The organism is Pseudomonas sp. NPDC088429, from assembly GCF_044753305.1.
GTDB lineage: Bacteria > Pseudomonadota > Gammaproteobacteria > Pseudomonadales > Pseudomonadaceae > Aquipseudomonas > Aquipseudomonas rustica.
The window spans coordinates 1-16,892 of the sequence record NZ_JBIVMX010000056.1 but is presented as its reverse complement, the minus strand read 5'-3'; the positions used below and the strand labels follow the sequence as shown (position 1 = coordinate 16,892).

Genomic DNA, 16,892 nt, shown 5'->3' with positions numbered 1-16,892 from the left:
GTCACACCCCGCTCGCCACGGTGTCGTGCAGCGGAATCATCGCTTCCCGCGCCCAACGCGCGCTCAGGCGCTGGCCGGTCTGGTGTTGTGCGCTGCTGTCGATCCACTGGTTGTTGGCGTGGCTGATGCTCAGGGTCTGGCCGTTTTCCAGCTTCAATTCATAACGGGTGGCGCTGCCCTGGTACTGGATGTCGTGGAGCAGGCCGCTGACTTCGATTTCGTGACTGGCCAGCGGGCCTTCGGCGAAACGCACGTGTTCGGGGCGGATCGAAAATGGCTGCGGATGACCGCTGATTTCACGCGCCAGATCGCCACGAATCACGTTCGAGGTGCCGACGAATTCAGCCACGAATGTGGTGGTCGGTTTCATGTACAGATTGCGCGGCGTGTCGACTTGTTCGATGCGACCCTTGTTGAACACGGCGACGCGATCGGACATCGACAGCGCTTCGGTTTGATCGTGGGTGACGAAGATGAAAGTGATGCCGAGCTGGCGTTGCAGCTTCTTCAATTCGCTTTGCATTTGCTCGCGCAGTTTCAGATCGAGCGCACCCAAAGGCTCATCGAGCAACAGCACGCGCGGACGATTGACCAGGGCGCGGGCGAGGGCGACGCGCTGGCGCTGACCGCCGGACAATTGCACCGGTTTGCGCGCGCCATAACCGCCGAGGGCGACCATGTCCAAGGCTTCTTCTGCGCGTTTGTGCCGTTCGGTTTTGCCGACGCCTTTGACCTTCAATCCGTAGGCGACGTTGTCGAGGACGTTCATGTGCGGGAACAGCGCGTAATCCTGAAACACCGTGTTGACGTCACGTTGATACGGCGGCAGACCAGCCGCTTCAGCGCCGTGGATGCGGATCGAACCGGCGCTCGGTTGTTCGAACCCGGCGATCAGGCGCAGGCAGGTGGTTTTGCCCGAGCCGGAAGGGCCGAGCATGGAAAAGAACTCGCCGTCCTCGATATCGATGGAAACCCGGTCAACGGCCTTCACTTCGCCGAACTGTCGGGAAACGTTGGTGAACTGGACTGCAAGCGTCATGGTGCGGTGCTCCGGTAAAGCGGGCTTTCAAAAAAGTCGTGTGTGCGTCGAAAAGATCGCAGCCTGCGGCAGCTCCTACAGTAGGTGTGCAGGGCGCTGAGATTGCTTTTAGCTCCCTCTCCCTCCGGGAGAGGGCGGGGGGTGAGGGTGGCGGTTTCGGCCATTGCTCTGAGATCAAGAGCAAAGTCAAAAGCTACCCCCTCACCCCAGCCCTCTCCCCCAAGGGGGCGAGGGGGGAAAGGGAGCAGACCGCGTCGTTGTCGAGAGCTAACGGCCGCCCATGATCGCGATGTAGTCCTGAGTCCAGCGGCTATACGGCACAAACTTGCCGCCTTCAGCCTGCGGGGTTTTCCAGAAGGCGATCTTGTCGAACTGGTCGAAACCGTTGGTCTTGCAACCTTCAGCGCCGAGCAACTCGCTGCCCTTGCACGCCGCCGGAACCGCCGGCAACGAACCAAACCACGCCGCCACATCACCCTGGACTTTCGGTTTCAACGACCAGTCCATCCACTTGTACGCGCAGTTCGGGTGCTTGGCCTCGGCGTGCAACATGGTGGTGTCAGCCCAGCCCGTGGCGCCTTCTTTCGGAATGGTCGACGCAATAGGCTGCTTCTCGTTCATCAAACCGTTGACCTGATACGGCCAGGCACTCGATGCCACCACGCCTTCGTTTTTGAAGTCGCTCATCTGCACCGTGGTGTCATGCCAGTAGCGGTGGATCAACGGCTGCTGCGCGCGCAACAGATCGAGCACGGCTTTGTACTGATCTTCGGTGAGTTGGTACGGATCCTTGATGCCCAGTTCAGGCTTGGTCGACTTCAGGTACAGCGCCGCGTCGGCGATGTAGATCGGGCCGTCATAAGCCTGCACGCGGCCCTTGTTCGGCTTGCCATCGGGAAGATCCTGCGCGGCGAACACCACGTTCCAACTGGTCGGCGCGGTTTTGAATACGTTGGTGTTGTACATCAACACGTTCGGGCCCCACTGGTACGGGGTGCCGTAAGTCTGGTTGTTGACCACGTACCACGGCGCGTCTTTGAGGCGCGGGTCGAGGGTGTTCCAGTTCGGGATCAACGCGGTGTTGATCGGTTGCACACGCTTGCCGACGATCAATCGCAACGACGCATCGCCCGACGCGGTGACCAGGTCGTAACCGCCCTTGGCCATCAGGCTGACCATTTCGTCCGAGGTCGCAGCGGTCTTCACATTGACCTTGCAGCCGGTTTCCTGCTCGAAACCGGTCACCCAGTCGTAGGCTTTATCGCTCTCGCCACGTTCGATGTAACCCGGCCACGCAACGATATCCAGCTGACCTTCGCCGGCGCCGACGGCCTTCAACGGCTCGGCGGCTTGCAGGCTGGCGCTGGCCAGCAGGGCCGTGGTGATTGCACTGAGCAGTGCGGTCTTGTGCACGAACATGAGACACACCTCTTCGTTTTTTAGATTTCTGTTAAGAGTAGTCGCAAGCTGCAAGCCCCAAGCTGCAAGACACAGCGGATTTGCTTTTAACTTGCGGCTTGTAGCTCGCCGCTTAAAGCTCCCGGCTATGCCGGGCCATGATGTGCCGCACCACGCTGTAGTCCTGCAGCGAATCGCTGGATAAGTCTTTGCCGTAACCGGAGCGTTTCAGCCCGCCGTGGGGCATCTCACTGACGAGCATGAAATGGCTATTGATCCACGTGCAGCCGTATTGCAGACGCGCGGCAACCTGCATCGCCTTGTCTAGATTCTGTGTCCACACCGACGAGGCGAGGCCGTATTCGGAGTCGTTGGCCCAGTCGACGGCCTGCGCGAGCTCGTCGAAGCGAGTCACGGTGACCACCGGGCCGAATACTTCGCGCTGGACGATTTCGTCAGTCTGTTTGCAACCGGCGAGTAGGGTCGGTTGATAGTAGAAACCGGCGCCGGAATGCACCGCTGCACCGGTCACTCGTTCGATGTGCGGCTGACCGAGGGCACGCTCGACGAAACTGGCGACCCGGTCGCGCTGGCGCGTGCTGATCAGCGGGCCAATCTCGTTGTCGGCATCACGTTTGCCGGCGAAACGCAGGCTGCTGACGGCGGCGCCAAGCTCTGCGACCAATTTGTCGTGAATCCCGGCCTGCGCGTAGATCCGGCAGGCGGCGGTGCAGTCTTGCCCGGCGTTGTAGTAACCGTAAGTGCGCACGCCTTCGACCACGGCCTGAATGTCGGCGTCGTTGCAGACGATCACCGGGGCCTTGCCGCCGAGTTCGAGGTGCGTGCGTTTCAGGGTTTTCGCCGCGGCCTGAAGGATTTTCTGCCCGGTGACGATATCGCCGGTCAGCGAAACCATGCGCACTTTGGCGTGGCCAACCAAGTGGCTGCCGACGCCTTCGCCGCCACCGCAGATGATGTTGATCACCCCGCGCGGGAGGATTTCGGCCAGCGCTGGCGCCAGGGCGAGGATCGACAGCGGCGTGTGTTCGGAGGGTTTGAACACCAGCGTGTTGCCGGCGGCGAGGGCCGGGGCGATTTTCCACGCGGCCATCATGATCGGGTAATTCCACGGCGCAATCGAGGCGACCACGCCAATCGGATCGCGGCGCACCATGCTGGTGTAGCCCGGCAGGTATTCGCCGCTGAGCTGACCGGTCTGGCAACGCACGGCGCCGGCGAAGAACCGGAAGACATCGACGGTCGCCGTCAGATCGTCCTGACGCGCCAGGTGCAATGGCTTGCCGCAGTTCAGCGATTCGAGGCGGGCGAGGTGGTCGGCGTGTTTTTCGACGGCGTTGGCGATGTCCAACAGCAGGTTCGAACGTTGCTGCGGCGTGGTGCGCGACCATTCGGTGAAGGCGCGGTGGGCGGCGAGGATGGCGGCTTCGACTTGCTCGGTGCTGGCCTCGGCGATGTGGGTGAGGATTTCACCGGTGGCCGGGTTGAGAATCGGCTCGACGAAACCTTCCCCGGCGACCAATTCGCCGTCGATCAACAACGCGGTACACATCGGGGTCTGCGCGCCAGCCATTTTCCGCGTTCTCTTTTCTTGTGTGGCCATTGTTGCTCCCTGATATCGGGAGCCGACCGTCTTATAGATGCAGCAAGACTAGTGCGCGGCTCCGAGGTCGACAAATTCTAAATACTGAAGGCAGCATTCGATTAAATAGATGGCTTGCGCCCGCCGTGGGGTTGCTCACGGGCCACAGTGAGAAATGGATCGACGAGAGCGGGGCGCGCGGTGCCACGGCGCCAGGCCAGGCCGACGTCGAGGGTTTGATTCAAGTCGGCAATCGGTCTTGCTTCGATGATGTCGCCTTCGAGTGACCAAGGGCGATAGGTCATGTCTGGCTGGATCGATACGCCCAAACCGGCGGCGACCAGACTTCGCACAGCCTCCGTCGATGCGGTTCTCAAAGTGATTTTTGGTTGCAGGCCGGCGCCGCGCCAGAGACGTTGGGCGTTGCGATCCATTTCATCGACGTTGAGTTGAATCAACGGCTCGCGGGCGACATCGGCGAGGTTGATGCTGTCGTGCTCCAGCAGTGGATGCTGGGCCGGGAGCCACAAACGGTGCGGCGAGTGGGTCAGCACTTCGGTCTGCAAGGCGTGGCGATCTTCGAGGTTGGAGAGGATCAACACGCCGACGTCGATCTCGCCGCTGACCAGCAAATGTTCGATATACGGGCGCTCGTCTTCCATCACCCGAATCTCGACATTCGGGTAAGCACGCTGAAAACGCGTGAGTAAATCCGCCAGGTAATAACCGGCAACCAGACTGGTCACGCCGACGATCAACTGCCCGGCAACTTGGTCGGTGCTCTGTTGCAGGCTGCGTTTGGCGTTGTCCACAGTCGCAAGAATCAGGTGCGCCTGACGTAGGAATTGATGACCTTGGTGCGTAAGCGTCATGCCTTTGGCATGACGGCTGAACAGGCTTACACCGATTTCTTCTTCCAGTTGCTGGATCGCTAACGTCAGGGTCGACTGGGAAATGAACGCGGTTTGCGCGGCGGCGGAGATCGAGCCTGTCTCGGCCACAGCGATAAAGTGACGAATCTGACGCAGGGTCATCATGACGGGAATACCCGGTGGGCGGTTTTTATAGATGGATCTGAGTGTATATCTATTTTCACGAAGGCCTGCGGGCAGCGAGCAACATCTGGAAGCACACTCGCAGGCCGGTCACGGGCACTTTCGAACTAGGCTGGAGGCCTTATAGATCCGGATAACCCCTGTTTTGGAGGCGGAACATGAACACCCGTGGATTGCTCGATCAACTACTCAAGTCCGGCCAGGATCTGTTGCAGAACAAGGCCGGTGGTTCGCAGAACAAATCCTCCGGTGGAGGCTTGGGCGGCTTGCTCGGTGGCGCATCTGGCTCCGGTGGCCTCGGCGGCCTGTTGTCAGGCGCGGGCGGCGGAGCGCTGGCGGCTGGCGCGATGGGATTGCTGCTCGGTAACAAAAAAGTGCGCAAGGTCGGCGGCAAAGTCGCGATCTACGGCGGCCTCGCGGCGCTGGGTGTGCTGGCTTACAAGGCCTACGGCAACTACAACGCGCAGAAAGGCATCGCGCCGCAAACTGAACCGCAGACGATCGACCGTCTGCCACCGGCGCAAGTCGAGCAACACAGTCAGGCGATTCTCAAAGCACTGGTTGCTGCCGCCAAAGCTGACGGCCACATTGATGATCGCGAGCGTCAGTTGATCGAAGGTGAATTCACCAAACTCGACAACGATCAGGAACTGCAACACTGGCTGCACGCCGAACTCAACAAACCCCTCGACCCCACCGACGTGGCCCGCGCCGCGAGTACGCCGGAAATGGCCGCAGAGATGTACATCGCCAGCGTGATGCTGGTGGACGAAGAGAATTTCATGGAGAAGTCGTATCTGGATGAACTGGCGCGGCAGTTAAAGCTGGAGCCCGGTCTGAAAATCGAACTGGAGAAGCAGGTGCGCCAGGCGTTGACTTAAATCTTGTGGGTTGTCGGGGCCGTCGGTAGTTTGTAGCGCCTCGCACATTTACGGGAACAACGCATGACCACGTCTAATCGTCTGACGCATCTGGATGCCCTGCGAGGCATCGCGGCATTGTTGGTCGTGGCTGCGCACTTCATCGAAAGAACGCCGCTCAAGGACACGTTTTTCTTTACCTACGTGAACCTCGGGCAGGTGGGCGTGGTGATCTTCTTTCTGCTCAGCGGAATGGTCATTCCCTACAGCCTGAAAGAAGGTCGGCATGCGCTGGCGGCGTTCGCCGTTTCGCGGTTATTCCGGTTGTACCCGGCATACTGGTTTTCCATTGCGCTGGCGGTGTTGAGTTCGTATTGGTTTTTGTCGACGCCGGTGCCGGTCTCGACCGTGCTGATTAACATGACGATGTTTCAGGCGCTTCTGAAAACCCCGGATCTGTTTGGGGTTTACTGGACGCTGATCATTGAGATGTTCTTTTACATGGCCTGCGCGGCGCTGTTCAGCGTGGGGCTTTTGCGCAAGGCCGGCGTGCGATTTGGCGCGGCCATTGGTTTGCTGATCGTGGCACTGATCTTTGCAGCAGCCCGGTTCTATCTGGCGAAAAAGATCCCGGTGGCGCTGCCGCTGTGCCTGTCGATCATGTTTTTTGGCAGCCTCTGGCGAGATGTCAGCCTCGGTGCGGGCACCGCGTCCCTTCGCCAATTCGTCGCAGTCTGGCTGGCGTTGTTCGTGGTATCGCTGCCGGTGATTTGCCTGTTGGCCTACAACGCCGACTATGGGCACAACGAAAATCCCTACGCCTACCTGGTCAGCTATCTGGTGGGGATGGCGTTTGCGCTGGCTATGACCCTGTTTTTCCGCCGCCACTTCAAGAGCCTGACGTATCTGGGCACGATCAGTTATTCGGTGTATCTGATGCACCCGTTTTTTCTGGAGTGGGCAGCGCACGCGACGGATCTTCAGGCGCAATTCAACCCGGGCGTCTTCCTCTGCTACGTGCTGGCAACGCTGCTGCTAGCCAGCGTCAGCTACCGATTGCTGGAAAAACCCAGTGTCGGCGTGGGAAGGGCGATCATCACAAGATTGCGCAACGGCTTCCCCCTGCAAGCACAGTCTTAAGCCCAGCCACCATCCCCTGTGGGAGCGGGGTTGCTCGCGAATGCGGTCTATCAGTTACCAGAAGTGTCGACTGACACAGCGCCTTCGCGAGCAAGCCTGCACATTTGGTCGTGGTGGTCATGAGATTTTGGTTAGGCACCTGATGCAGTAGGGCCGTAATGGCCATTGCGCCGCCTCTTTTTGCCGTTTCATCGCTGGCACGCCCACCCCTAATTGTCGGACAGTCCCACCTTAGAGCCTCCCGCCAACCGCGTCGGGCAGGCCCGGGGGTTAAAAAGCGTCTTATAAATGAAACACCGCCCTCGGCTATACTCCCCGCATTTCGACCTAGGCACGAGGAATCACTGTGAAGAACTGGACGTTGCGCCAACGCATTTTGGCGAGCTTTGCGGTGATTATCGCCATCATGTTGCTGATGGTGGTGCTCTCCTATTCGCGACTGTTGAAGATCGAAGCCAGTGAAAACAGTGTCCGCGACGACGCGATTCCCGGGGTTTATTACAGCTCGATGATTCGCGGCGCGTGGGTCGACAGCTATTTGCAGACTCAGGAACTGTTGGGGCTCAAGGAAGGGCAGGGCATCAGCAGCGAAGACGAGGCCGATTACAAGTCGTTCGAGTCGCGCCTGCTGGAGCAGATGGAAAATTACCGCAAGACCATGGCGACCGACGAGGATCGCCGCGAGTTCGCCGCGTTCGAGAAGTATCACGACGCCTATCTGCAACTTCAGGACGTGGTGCTCGACCTGCACAAACGCAACATGGAAGCCGATGCGATCAAGGTATTCCACGAGAAGCTCACGCCAGCCTGGTACGCCGGCCGCATGAAGCTCAACGACATCATTGGCGAAAACAAAAAAGTCGCCGATCAGGCCATGGCCAATATCGATGAGGCTGTGGCAGCCGCCAAAGTCAGCATGATCATTTCCCTGCTGGTCGCCGTTCTGGCCGCCGGCTTGTGCGGTCTGCTGTTGATGCGCGCGATCATGGCGCCAATGAACCGCATCGTGAAAATCCTCGAAATCATGCGCACCGGCGACCTCAGCTCGCGCTTGAACCTCGATCGCAAAGACGAATTCGGCGCGGTGGAAACCGGCTTCAACGACATGATGACCGAGCTCACCTCGCTGGTGTCCCAGGCGCAGCGCTCATCGGTGCAGGTGACCACCTCGGTGACTGAAATCGCCGCCACTTCCAAACAGCAGCAAGCCACCGCCACCGAAACCGCCGCGACCACCACCGAAATCGGCGCGACCTCCCGCGAAATCGCCGCCACGTCGCGCGATCTGGTGCGCACCATGACTGAAGTCTCCACCGCTGCCGATCAGGCGTCGGTGGCCGCCGGCTCCGGCCAGCAAGGACTCGCACGCATGGAAGACACCATGCACTCGGTAATGGGCGCCGCCGATCTGGTCAACGCCAAACTGGCGATCCTCAATGAGAAGGCCGGCAACATTAATCAGGTGGTGGTGACCATCGTCAAAGTCGCTGACCAGACCAACCTGCTCTCGCTCAACGCCGCGATCGAAGCCGAGAAGGCCGGTGAATACGGCCGTGGTTTTGCCGTGGTCGCCACCGAAGTGCGACGTCTGGCGGATCAGACTGCGGTCGCCACGTATGACATCGAACAAATGGTGCGCGAGATTCAGTCGGCGGTGTCGGCCGGGGTGATGGGCATGGACAAATTTTCCGAAGAAGTGCGTCGCGGCATGTCGGAAGTGCAGCAGGTCGGCGAGCAACTGTCGCAGATCATTCATCAAGTGCAGGCGCTGGCGCCGCGCGTGTTGATGGTCAACGAAGGCATGCAGGCGCAGGCCACCGGCGCCGAGCAGATCAACCACGCGCTGGTGCAGTTGGGCGATGCCAGCAGCCAGACCGTCGAGTCGCTGCGTCAGGCCAGTTTCGCCATCGACGAACTGAGCCAGGTGGCCGTCGGGCTGCGCAGCGGCGTATCGCGATTCAAAGTCTGATGAGCGAAATCATCGCCAAACGCAACGTCGCCCCGGTGGCGAAGCAGGCGTTATTCCTGCTGTTTCGCATTGGCAGCGAACGTTACGCGTTGCGCGCGACCGAGGTGGCGGAAGTGCTGCCGCGCCTGCCGTTGAAACCGATCGCACGGGCGCCGCAGTGGGTCGCCGGGGTCTTCGCCTATCGCGGTGCGGTGGTGCCGGTGATTGACCTCAGCGCGCTGACATTCGGTCAACCGGCCGAGGCGCGCACCAGCACGCGACTGGTGCTGGTGCATTACCGCCCGGACGAGTCGCAGCCGGGGCAATGGCTCGGGCTGATTCTTGAACAGGCCACCGACACGCTGCGCTGCAACCCGCAGGATTTTCAGCCGTACGGCCTCGACAATCGCGAGGCGCCGTACCTCGGCCCGGTGCGCGAAGATGCGCAGGGGCTGGTGCAATGGGTGCGGGTCAACGATTTGCTCGATGACGGCGTGCGCGCCTTGCTGTTCCCCGATCCGCCGCTGAGTCCGGCGCAGTTCGAGGGGCAGCCATGAGCAGCGATCAGCGCTTTTTCGACTTCCTCAAAGAGCGCATCGGCCTCGATGTGACCTCGGTGGGCCCGGCGATTATCGAGCGTGCGGTGCGTCAGCGCACCACGCTGTCGCAAGCGGCCAACGCCGAAGAATACTGGCAGTTGTTGCAAGGTTCGCGCGATGAACAGCAAGCGCTGATCGAAGCGGTGATCGTCCCGGAAACGTGGTTTTTCCGTTACCCGGAATCTTTCGCGACGCTGGGCAAACTGGCGCTGAAACGCCTTGGCGAGCTGAACAACATGCGCGCGCTGCGCATCCTCAGCCTGCCGTGTTCGACCGGCGAAGAACCTTATTCGATTGCCATGGCCTTGCTCGATGCCGGGCTCAAACCGCATCAATTCAAAGTCGACGGCATGGACGTCAGCCCGCTGTCGGTGGAAAAAGCCCGGCGCGCGCTGTACGGCAAAAACTCCTTTCGTGGCGATGAACTGACTTATCGCGAGCGCCATTTCAGTGCGCAACAGGACGGTCATTTGCTCAACGAGAACGTTCGCGAGCAGGTGCGTTTACAGGTGGGCAACGTGCTTGATCCAACGTTGTGGGCCAGCGATCCGCCGTTCGATTTTGTGTTCTGTCGCAACCTGCTGATCTATTTCGACCAAGCGACGCAGAAGCAAGTGTTCGAAGTGCTCAAACGCCTCACCCACGACGACGGCGTGCTGTTCATCGGCCCGGCCGAGGGCAGTCTGCTCGGGCGTCTGGGCATGCGTTCGATCGGCATCCCGCAGTCCTTCGCGTTCAGTCGTCACAGCGATCCGCATCCCGAGCCGCTGCCGACGCCAAAACCGGTCACGTTGCCGATCAGCCCACCGCCGCGCAGCACGCCGCCAACGCCGGTACGCAATCGGCCGTTCAGCGCAGTGACGCCAATGCCGACCACCCGCGCCAGCGCCAACCCGGACGCGGCAACGCTGCTGGCGAACATTGCCGCGCTGGCCAACGAAGGCAAAAGTGCCGAGGCCCGCGTCGCGTGTGAACAGTATTTGCGCAGCCACGAACCGGTGGCGCAGGTGTTCTATTGGCTAGGTCTGCTCAGCGATGTCGCCGGCCTGACCCTCGAAGCCCAAGGTTTCTACCGCAAAGCTCTGTACCTCGAACCGCAACACCCCGAAGCGCTGATGCACCTGGCCGCATTGCTGCAGGCCCAGGGTGACAGCGCCGGTGCCAGACGATTGCAGGAGCGCGCTGCCCGCAGCGGCCGCACCGCCGACAGTGAGCGTAAACGATGATCGCGTCCGACACCTTGAACGTCACCCACGAAGACGCCCGGGCCATCGACGATTGCTGGAACCGCATCGGCATCCATGGCGACAAGTCCTGTCCGCTGCTGGAAGAACACATTCATTGCCGCAACTGCGCGGTGTATTCCGCCGCCGCCACGCGATTGCTCGACCGTTACTCGCTGCAGCAGGATGAGCGAGATCCGGTCGCCAGCGTGGTTGAAACCGACGTCAAAACCCGTTCGTTGCTGATGTTCCGTCTCGGCGAAGAATGGCTTGGGCTGGCAACGCGCAGTCTGGTCGAAGTGGCGCCGATGCAGGCGATTCACTCGTTGCCGCACCAGCGCTCACGGGCCTTGCTCGGCGTGGCCAACGTGCGCGGCGCACTGGTGGCGTGTCTGTCGCTGGTTGAGTTGCTTGATCTGGACGCCAATGCCGTGCCGGTCAGCACCGGGCGGGTGATGCCGCGCATGCTGATCATCGCCGCCCATGGCGGGCCGGTGGTGGTGCCGGTGGATGAAGTTGACGGCATTCATGCCATCGACGAGCGCATCCTCGATGCCGCCTCACAATCCGGCGCGCAGGCCAGCGCCAAATACACCCGTGGCGTCCTGCAATTTCGCGGTCGCAGCCTGCGTTGGCTGGATGAAGAACAGTTGCTGTCCGCCGTGACCCGGAGCCTCACATGACCCCCGAGCAAATGCGCGACGCCTCCTTGCTGGAGCTGTTCAGCCTCGAAGCCGAAGCGCAGACCCAAGTGCTCAGCACCGGGCTGCTGGCGTTGGAACGCAATCCGACCCAGGCCGATCAACTCGAATCGTGCATGCGCGCGGCGCACTCGCTCAAAGGCGCGGCACGGATTGTCGGCATCGACAGCGGCGTCAGCGTCGCCCATGTGATGGAAGATTGTCTGGTCAGTGCGCAGGAAGGCCGATTGCTGTTGCGCCCGGAACACATCGATGCGTTGTTGCAGGGCACCGATCTGCTGATGCGCATTGCGACGCCGGCGAATGCGCCGCAACCGCGCGATATTGAAGCGTACGTGGCGTTGATGGGGCAGTTGCTCGATCCGTCAGCGCTGCCAACTGCCGTCGCTGCGCCGCTGATGGCCGAGTTGCAACTCGAAGCGCCGCCTGCGCCTGCTTTCGAACCGCCGGTTGAAACGCCAGAACCCACGCCACAGAAAAGCCGACGTACCACCGAGGGTGGCGAACGCGTGCTGCGCGTGACCGCCGAACGCCTCAACAGCCTGCTCGATCTGTCGAGTAAATCGCTGGTCGAAACCCAGCGCCTCAAGCCGCATCTGGCGACCATGCAGCGCCTCAAGCGCATGCAGAACAACGGCTTGCGCGCGCTGGAAAACCTCAACGTGCACCTCAAGGAACACGCGCTGAGCCTTGAAGCGCTGGAAGCTCTGGAAGACGCGCGGCGCTTGCTCGCCGAATCGCAGCAACTGCTGAGCGAGAAAAACGCCGAACTCGACGAGTTCGCCTGGCAGGCCAGCCAGCGCGCGCAAGTGCTTTACGACACTGCGTTGGCCTGCCGCATGCGCCCGTTTGCCGACGTGCTCACCGGTCAGGTGCGCATGGTGCGTGATCTGGGCCGCAGTCTCGGCAAACAGGTGCGGCTGGAGATCGAAGGCGAGAAGACCCAGGTCGATCGCGACGTGCTGGAAAAACTCGAAGCACCGCTAACGCATTTGCTGCGCAACGCGGTCGATCACGGCATCGAAACCCCGGAGCAGCGCCTGCTCAAGGGCAAATCCGAGGAAGGCCTGATCCGTCTGCGCGCCTCGCATCAAGCCGGTTTGCTGGTGCTGGAGCTGAGCGATGACGGCAACGGCGTCGATCTGGAAAAGGTGCGCCGCAGCATTATTGAACGGCAGTTATCCCCAGCCGAAACCGCCGCGCAGTTGAGCGAAGAAGAACTGCTGACGTTCCTCTTTCTGCCCGGTTTCAGCCTGCGCGACACGGTCACCGAAGTCTCCGGCCGTGGCGTCGGCCTCGACGCGGTGCAGCACATGGTGCGCCAGTTGCGCGGCGCGGTAGAGCTGGAGCAAACGGCGGGCGAGGGCAGTCGTTTCCATCTGGAGGTGCCGCTGACCCTGTCGGTGGTGCGCAGTCTGGTGGTGGAAGTCGGCGAGGAGGCCTACGCCTTTCCGCTCGCGCACATCGAACGCATGTGCGATCTGGAGCCCGAAGACATCGTGCAGGTCGAAGGTCGCCAGCATTTCTGGCACGAAGGCCGGCATGTCGGGCTGGTTGCGGCGAGTCAATTGCTCAATCGCCCGGCCAGCCAGAACAGCGGCGAAACCCTGAAAGTCGTGGTGATCCGCGAGCGCGACGCGATTTATGGCGTGGCCGTGGAGCGCTTCATTGGCGAGCGCACCTTGGTGGTCTTGCCACTCGACGAACGTCTGGGCAAAGTGCAGGACATCTCTGCCGGCGCCTTGCTCGACGACGGTTCGGTGGTGTTGATCGTCGACGTTGAGGACATGCTGCGTTCGGTGGACAAACTGCTCAATACCGGGCGCCTTGAGCGCATCGCCCGCCATGGCAATCAGGCTGTGGAAGCGGCGCGCAAACGCGTGCTTGTAGTCGACGATTCGCTGACCGTACGCGAGTTGCAACGCAAGCTGCTGCTCAATCGCGGCTACGACGTTGCGGTGGCGGTGGACGGTATGGACGGCTGGAACGCCCTGCGCTCCGAGGATTTTGATTTGCTGATTACCGACATCGACATGCCGCGCATGGACGGCATCGAGCTGGTCACCTTGCTGCGCCGCGACAACCGTCTGCAATCGCTGCCGGTGATGGTTGTATCGTACAAGGATCGTGAAGAGGATCGCCGCCGTGGACTGGACGCCGGGGCGGACTATTATTTAGCCAAAGCCAGTTTTCATGACGACGCCCTGCTCGACGCAGTGGTCGAGCTCATCGGAGGAGCGCGGGCATGAAGATCGCAATCGTCAACGACATGCCGATGGCGGTGGAGGCGCTGCGCCGTGCGTTGGCCTTCGAGCCGGCGCATCAGGTGGTCTGGGTCGCCCGCAACGGCGCCGAGGCGGTGCAACTGTGCGCCGAAAACACCCCGGATCTGATCCTCATGGATCTGATCATGCCGGTGATGGACGGCGTCGAAGCCACACGGCGGATCATGGCCGAAACGCCGTGCGCGATCGTGATTGTCACGGTTGACCGCCAGCAGAACGTCCATCGCGTGTTCGAAGCCATGGGCCACGGCGCACTGGATGTGGTCGACACCCCGGCGCTCGGTGCGGGTGACGCACGGGAAGCGGCGGCGCCGTTGCTGCGCAAGATCCTTAATATTGGCTGGCTGATCGGCGACAAGGCACCGCGCTCGCGCCCGGCACCGACACCTCCGCGCAGCTCCGGCTCGCGCCAGCGACTGGTGGCGATCGGTTCATCGGCGGGTGGCCCGGCAGCGCTGGAAGTCTTGCTCAAAGGTCTACCTCGCGATTTTTCGGCGGCGATTGTGCTGGTGCAGCACGTCGATCAGGTGTTTGCCGCCGGCATGGCCGAATGGCTCGCCAGCGCCAGCGGCCTCAATGTGCGTCTGGCCCGCGAAGGCGAGCCGCCACAGGCCGGCGCAGTGTTGCTGGCCGGCACCAACCACCACATTCGTTTACTCAAGAACGGCACGCTGGCCTACACCGCCGAACCGGTCAACGAGATCTACCGACCCTCGATCGACGTGTTTTTCGAAAGCGTCGCCAGTTACTGGAACGGTGATGCGGTCGGGGTTTTGTTGACCGGGATGGGACGCGACGGCGCGCAAGGGCTTAAGCTTTTGCGTCAACAGGGTTATCTGACCATCGCGCAGGATCAGCAAAGCAGTGCGGTGTACGGCATGCCCAAGGCCGCCGCCGCGATCGATGCCGCCGTAGAAATCCGCCCCTTGGAAAAGATAGCGCCACGATTGCTGGAGATTTTCCCCAAATGAACCGATTTATCCGCAATCCTGGCCCCCGCAGTACTCAGGTGACCGCCCATGACTGATTTACAGATCGACGACATTAAAACCGACGAAAACGCCGCCATGGTGTTGTTGGTGGACGATCAGGCGATGATCGGCGAAGCCGTGCGCCGTGGGCTGTCGAATGAGGAAAACATCGACTTCCACTTCTGCTCCGACCCGCATCAGGCCATCGCCCAGGCGGTACGGATCAAGCCGACAGTGATCCTCCAGGATCTGGTGATGCCCGGTCTCGACGGCCTGAGCCTGGTGCGCGAATACCGCAATCACCCGGCGACCAAGGACATCCCGATCATCGTCCTGTCGACCAAGGAAGACCCGCTGATCAAGAGCGCGGCGTTCTCGGCCGGGGCGAACGATTATCTAGTGAAACTGCCGGACACCATCGAACTGGTGGCGCGCATCCGTTATCACTCTCGCTCGTACATGACATTGCTGCAGCGCGATGCGGCATACCGCGCGCTGCGGGTCAGTCAGCAACAATTGCTCGACACCAATCTGGTGCTGCAACGCTTGATGAACTCCGATGGCCTGACCGGGCTGTCCAACCGCCGCCATTTCGATGAATACCTGGAACTGGAATGGCGCCGCTCGTTGCGTGATCAGAGTCAGTTGTCGTTGCTGATGATCGATGTTGATTACTTCAAATCCTACAACGACAGTTTTGGTCATGTGGAAGGGGATGAGGCGTTGCGCAAGGTGGCCACGGCGATCCGTGACGCCAGTGCGCGACCGTCGGACTTGCCGGCGCGTTACGGCGGCGAAGAGTTTGCGCTGGTGCTGCCGAACACCTCGCCGGGTGGGGCGCGGTTGGTGGCGGAGAAGCTGCGGCAGACCGTGGCGTCGCTGAAAATCCCGCACAACACCCCGGCGGAAGGCGTAAGCCTGACCATCAGCATCGGCCTGGCGACGATGGTGCCGCAGTCGGGCACGGATTGCCGGTTGCTGATTTCGGCGGCGGATCGTGGCCTGTACCTGGCCAAAAACAATGGCCGCAACCAGGTCGGGATCGAATAACCACCGCAATCCCCTGTAGGAGCTGCCGAAGGCTGCGATCTTTTGATCTGTTTTTAAAATCAAAGTCAAAAGATCGCAGCCTTCGGCAGCTCCTACAGGTGAAAGGCGTCAAGTGAATCGCCGCCACACCCGCCAGACGGGCTGCCGTCACAGCCTGATTACGTTATACTCGCCGGCTTTCAAAAGTTCGCCAACGAGTGCTGCCCGTCATGGAAATCAACCCGATCCTGAACACCATCAAGGACCTGTCCGAGCGCTCCGAAACTATTCGGGGGTATCTTTGACTACGATCAAAAGCATGAGCGTCTGACTGAAGTCAATCGCGAGCTTGAAGATCCGAGTGTCTGGAACAAACCTGAATACGCCCAGGAGCTGGGCCGCGAGCGTTCGGCGCTGGCTCAAATCGTCGACACCCTCGACGAATTGAACGCTGGCCTGGCCGATTGCCGCGATCTGCTGGACATGGCCGTCGAAGAAAACGACGAAGGCGCAGTGGGCGATGTCGTCGCCGAGCTGGCCCGTCTCGAGGAAAATCTGGCCAAGCTGGAATTCCGCCGCATGTTCAGCCATGAAATGGACCCGAACAACGCCTACCTGGACATCCAGGCCGGTTCCGGCGGCACCGAAGCGCAAGACTGGGCCAACATCCTGCTGCGCATGTACCTGCGCTGGGCGGATAAACGCGGTTTCGACGCCACGATCATGGAACTGTCGGCCGGTGAAGTCGCCGGTATCAAAGGTGCGACCGTGCACATCAAGGGCGAATACGCCTTTGGCTGGCTGCGTACCGAGATCGGCGTACACCGTCTGGTGCGCAAGAGCCCGTTCGACTCCGGCAACCGTCGTCACACCTCGTTCTCCGCTGTTTTCGTCTCGCCAGAGATCGATGACAAGGTGGAAATCGAAATCAACCCGGCAGACTTGCGGATCGACACCTATCGTTCCTCGGGTGCCGGTGGTCAGCACGTAAACACCACCGACTCGGCCGTACGTATCACCCACGTACCGACCTACACCGTGGTC

Annotated in this window: 13 protein-coding genes and 1 pseudogene; 10 read left to right on the top strand and 4 right to left on the bottom strand. The window is 61.0% G+C overall.

The annotated features are described in order from the left end of the window. Position 1 precedes the first annotated feature (1 nt). The 4 genes from ACIP66_RS22285 to ACIP66_RS22270 all read right to left on the bottom strand — a co-directional run bounded on the left by ACIP66_RS22285 (position 2) and on the right by ACIP66_RS22270 (position 5,074). Positions 2-1,039: an ABC transporter ATP-binding protein gene (locus ACIP66_RS22285; RefSeq protein WP_127925966.1), complete on the bottom strand. Its 1,038-nt coding sequence runs from the start codon at positions 1,037-1,039 to the stop codon at positions 2-4. A gap of 267 nt (positions 1,040-1,306) precedes the next feature. Continuing rightward, complete coding sequence (gene ydcS, locus ACIP66_RS22280; RefSeq protein WP_212549629.1) at positions 1,307-2,458, bottom strand: putative ABC transporter substrate-binding protein YdcS; 1,152 nt, start codon at positions 2,456-2,458, stop codon at positions 1,307-1,309. A 112-nt stretch (positions 2,459-2,570) separates the two neighbouring features. Next, on the bottom strand, positions 2,571-4,058 hold the full coding sequence (locus tag ACIP66_RS22275; RefSeq protein WP_400650906.1) for a gamma-aminobutyraldehyde dehydrogenase: 1,488 nt from the start codon (positions 4,056-4,058) through the stop codon (positions 2,571-2,573). A gap of 101 nt (positions 4,059-4,159) precedes the next feature. Next, positions 4,160-5,074, bottom strand: coding sequence for a LysR family transcriptional regulator (locus tag ACIP66_RS22270; protein ID WP_007967749.1), 915 nt, complete (start codon positions 5,072-5,074; stop codon positions 4,160-4,162). Between the two features lie 176 nt (positions 5,075-5,250). Here ACIP66_RS22270 and ACIP66_RS22265 point away from each other — a divergent pair, with 176 nt between their 5' ends. The 10 genes and pseudogenes from ACIP66_RS22265 to ACIP66_RS22220 form a co-directional block, all read left to right on the top strand. Beyond that, the gene (locus ACIP66_RS22265) at positions 5,251-5,973 is read left to right on the top strand and encodes a tellurite resistance TerB family protein (protein ID WP_400650903.1); all 723 of its coding nucleotides are present in this window, start codon (positions 5,251-5,253) and stop codon (positions 5,971-5,973) included. Between the two features lie 63 nt (positions 5,974-6,036). Continuing rightward, positions 6,037-7,092, top strand: coding sequence for an acyltransferase family protein (locus ACIP66_RS22260; protein WP_400650901.1), 1,056 nt, complete (start codon positions 6,037-6,039; stop codon positions 7,090-7,092). Between the two features lie 346 nt (positions 7,093-7,438). Continuing rightward, on the top strand, positions 7,439-9,061 hold the full coding sequence (locus ACIP66_RS22255) for a methyl-accepting chemotaxis protein (protein ID WP_053117509.1): 1,623 nt from the start codon (positions 7,439-7,441) through the stop codon (positions 9,059-9,061). Next, positions 9,061-9,597: a chemotaxis protein CheW gene (locus ACIP66_RS22250; RefSeq protein WP_212543978.1), complete on the top strand. Its 537-nt coding sequence runs from the start codon at positions 9,061-9,063 to the stop codon at positions 9,595-9,597. Before ACIP66_RS22255 ends, ACIP66_RS22250 begins: the two co-directional genes overlap by 1 nt. After that, the gene (locus ACIP66_RS22245; protein ID WP_400650896.1) at positions 9,594-10,865 is read left to right on the top strand and encodes a CheR family methyltransferase; all 1,272 of its coding nucleotides are present in this window, start codon (positions 9,594-9,596) and stop codon (positions 10,863-10,865) included. The genes ACIP66_RS22250 and ACIP66_RS22245 overlap by 4 nt, the downstream gene beginning before the upstream one ends. After that, positions 10,862-11,545 (top strand): chemotaxis protein CheW, encoded by a 684-nt coding sequence (locus ACIP66_RS22240; RefSeq protein ID WP_282358188.1) that lies wholly within the window; start codon positions 10,862-10,864, stop codon positions 11,543-11,545. The genes ACIP66_RS22245 and ACIP66_RS22240 overlap by 4 nt, the downstream gene beginning before the upstream one ends. Further along, on the top strand, positions 11,542-13,812 hold the full coding sequence (locus tag ACIP66_RS22235) for a hybrid sensor histidine kinase/response regulator (protein ID WP_159813796.1): 2,271 nt from the start codon (positions 11,542-11,544) through the stop codon (positions 13,810-13,812). Before ACIP66_RS22240 ends, ACIP66_RS22235 begins: the two co-directional genes overlap by 4 nt. Next, complete coding sequence (locus ACIP66_RS22230) at positions 13,809-14,819, top strand: chemotaxis response regulator protein-glutamate methylesterase (protein WP_400650893.1); 1,011 nt, start codon at positions 13,809-13,811, stop codon at positions 14,817-14,819. Before ACIP66_RS22235 ends, ACIP66_RS22230 begins: the two co-directional genes overlap by 4 nt. A gap of 48 nt (positions 14,820-14,867) precedes the next feature. Further along, the gene (locus ACIP66_RS22225; RefSeq protein WP_053117527.1) at positions 14,868-15,869 is read left to right on the top strand and encodes a PleD family two-component system response regulator; all 1,002 of its coding nucleotides are present in this window, start codon (positions 14,868-14,870) and stop codon (positions 15,867-15,869) included. A 209-nt stretch (positions 15,870-16,078) separates the two neighbouring features. Then, positions 16,079-16,892: pseudogene (locus ACIP66_RS22220) on the top strand (PCRF domain-containing protein); the annotation flags it as partial.

Excerpts from the sequence above, each read along its gene's own strand:
- ACIP66_RS22285 (WP_127925966.1), bottom strand. The coding sequence starts at position 1,039 with ATGACGCTTGCAGTCCAGTTCACCAACGTTTCCCGACAGTTCGGCGAA.
- ydcS (WP_212549629.1), bottom strand. The coding sequence starts at position 2,458 with ATGTTCGTGCACAAGACCGCACTGCTCAGTGCAATCACCACGGCCCTG.
- ACIP66_RS22275 (WP_400650906.1), bottom strand. The coding sequence starts at position 4,058 with ATGGCCACACAAGAAAAGAGAACGCGGAAAATGGCTGGCGCGCAGACC.
- ACIP66_RS22270 (WP_007967749.1), bottom strand. The coding sequence starts at position 5,074 with ATGATGACCCTGCGTCAGATTCGTCACTTTATCGCTGTGGCCGAGACA.
- ACIP66_RS22265 (WP_400650903.1), top strand. The coding sequence starts at position 5,251 with ATGAACACCCGTGGATTGCTCGATCAACTACTCAAGTCCGGCCAGGAT.
- ACIP66_RS22260 (WP_400650901.1), top strand. The coding sequence starts at position 6,037 with ATGACCACGTCTAATCGTCTGACGCATCTGGATGCCCTGCGAGGCATC.
- ACIP66_RS22250 (WP_212543978.1), top strand. The coding sequence starts at position 9,061 with ATGAGCGAAATCATCGCCAAACGCAACGTCGCCCCGGTGGCGAAGCAG.
- ACIP66_RS22245 (WP_400650896.1), top strand. The coding sequence starts at position 9,594 with ATGAGCAGCGATCAGCGCTTTTTCGACTTCCTCAAAGAGCGCATCGGC.
- ACIP66_RS22240 (WP_282358188.1), top strand. The coding sequence starts at position 10,862 with ATGATCGCGTCCGACACCTTGAACGTCACCCACGAAGACGCCCGGGCC.
- ACIP66_RS22235 (WP_159813796.1), top strand. The coding sequence starts at position 11,542 with ATGACCCCCGAGCAAATGCGCGACGCCTCCTTGCTGGAGCTGTTCAGC.
- ACIP66_RS22230 (WP_400650893.1), top strand. The coding sequence starts at position 13,809 with ATGAAGATCGCAATCGTCAACGACATGCCGATGGCGGTGGAGGCGCTG.
- ACIP66_RS22225 (WP_053117527.1), top strand. The coding sequence starts at position 14,868 with ATGACTGATTTACAGATCGACGACATTAAAACCGACGAAAACGCCGCC.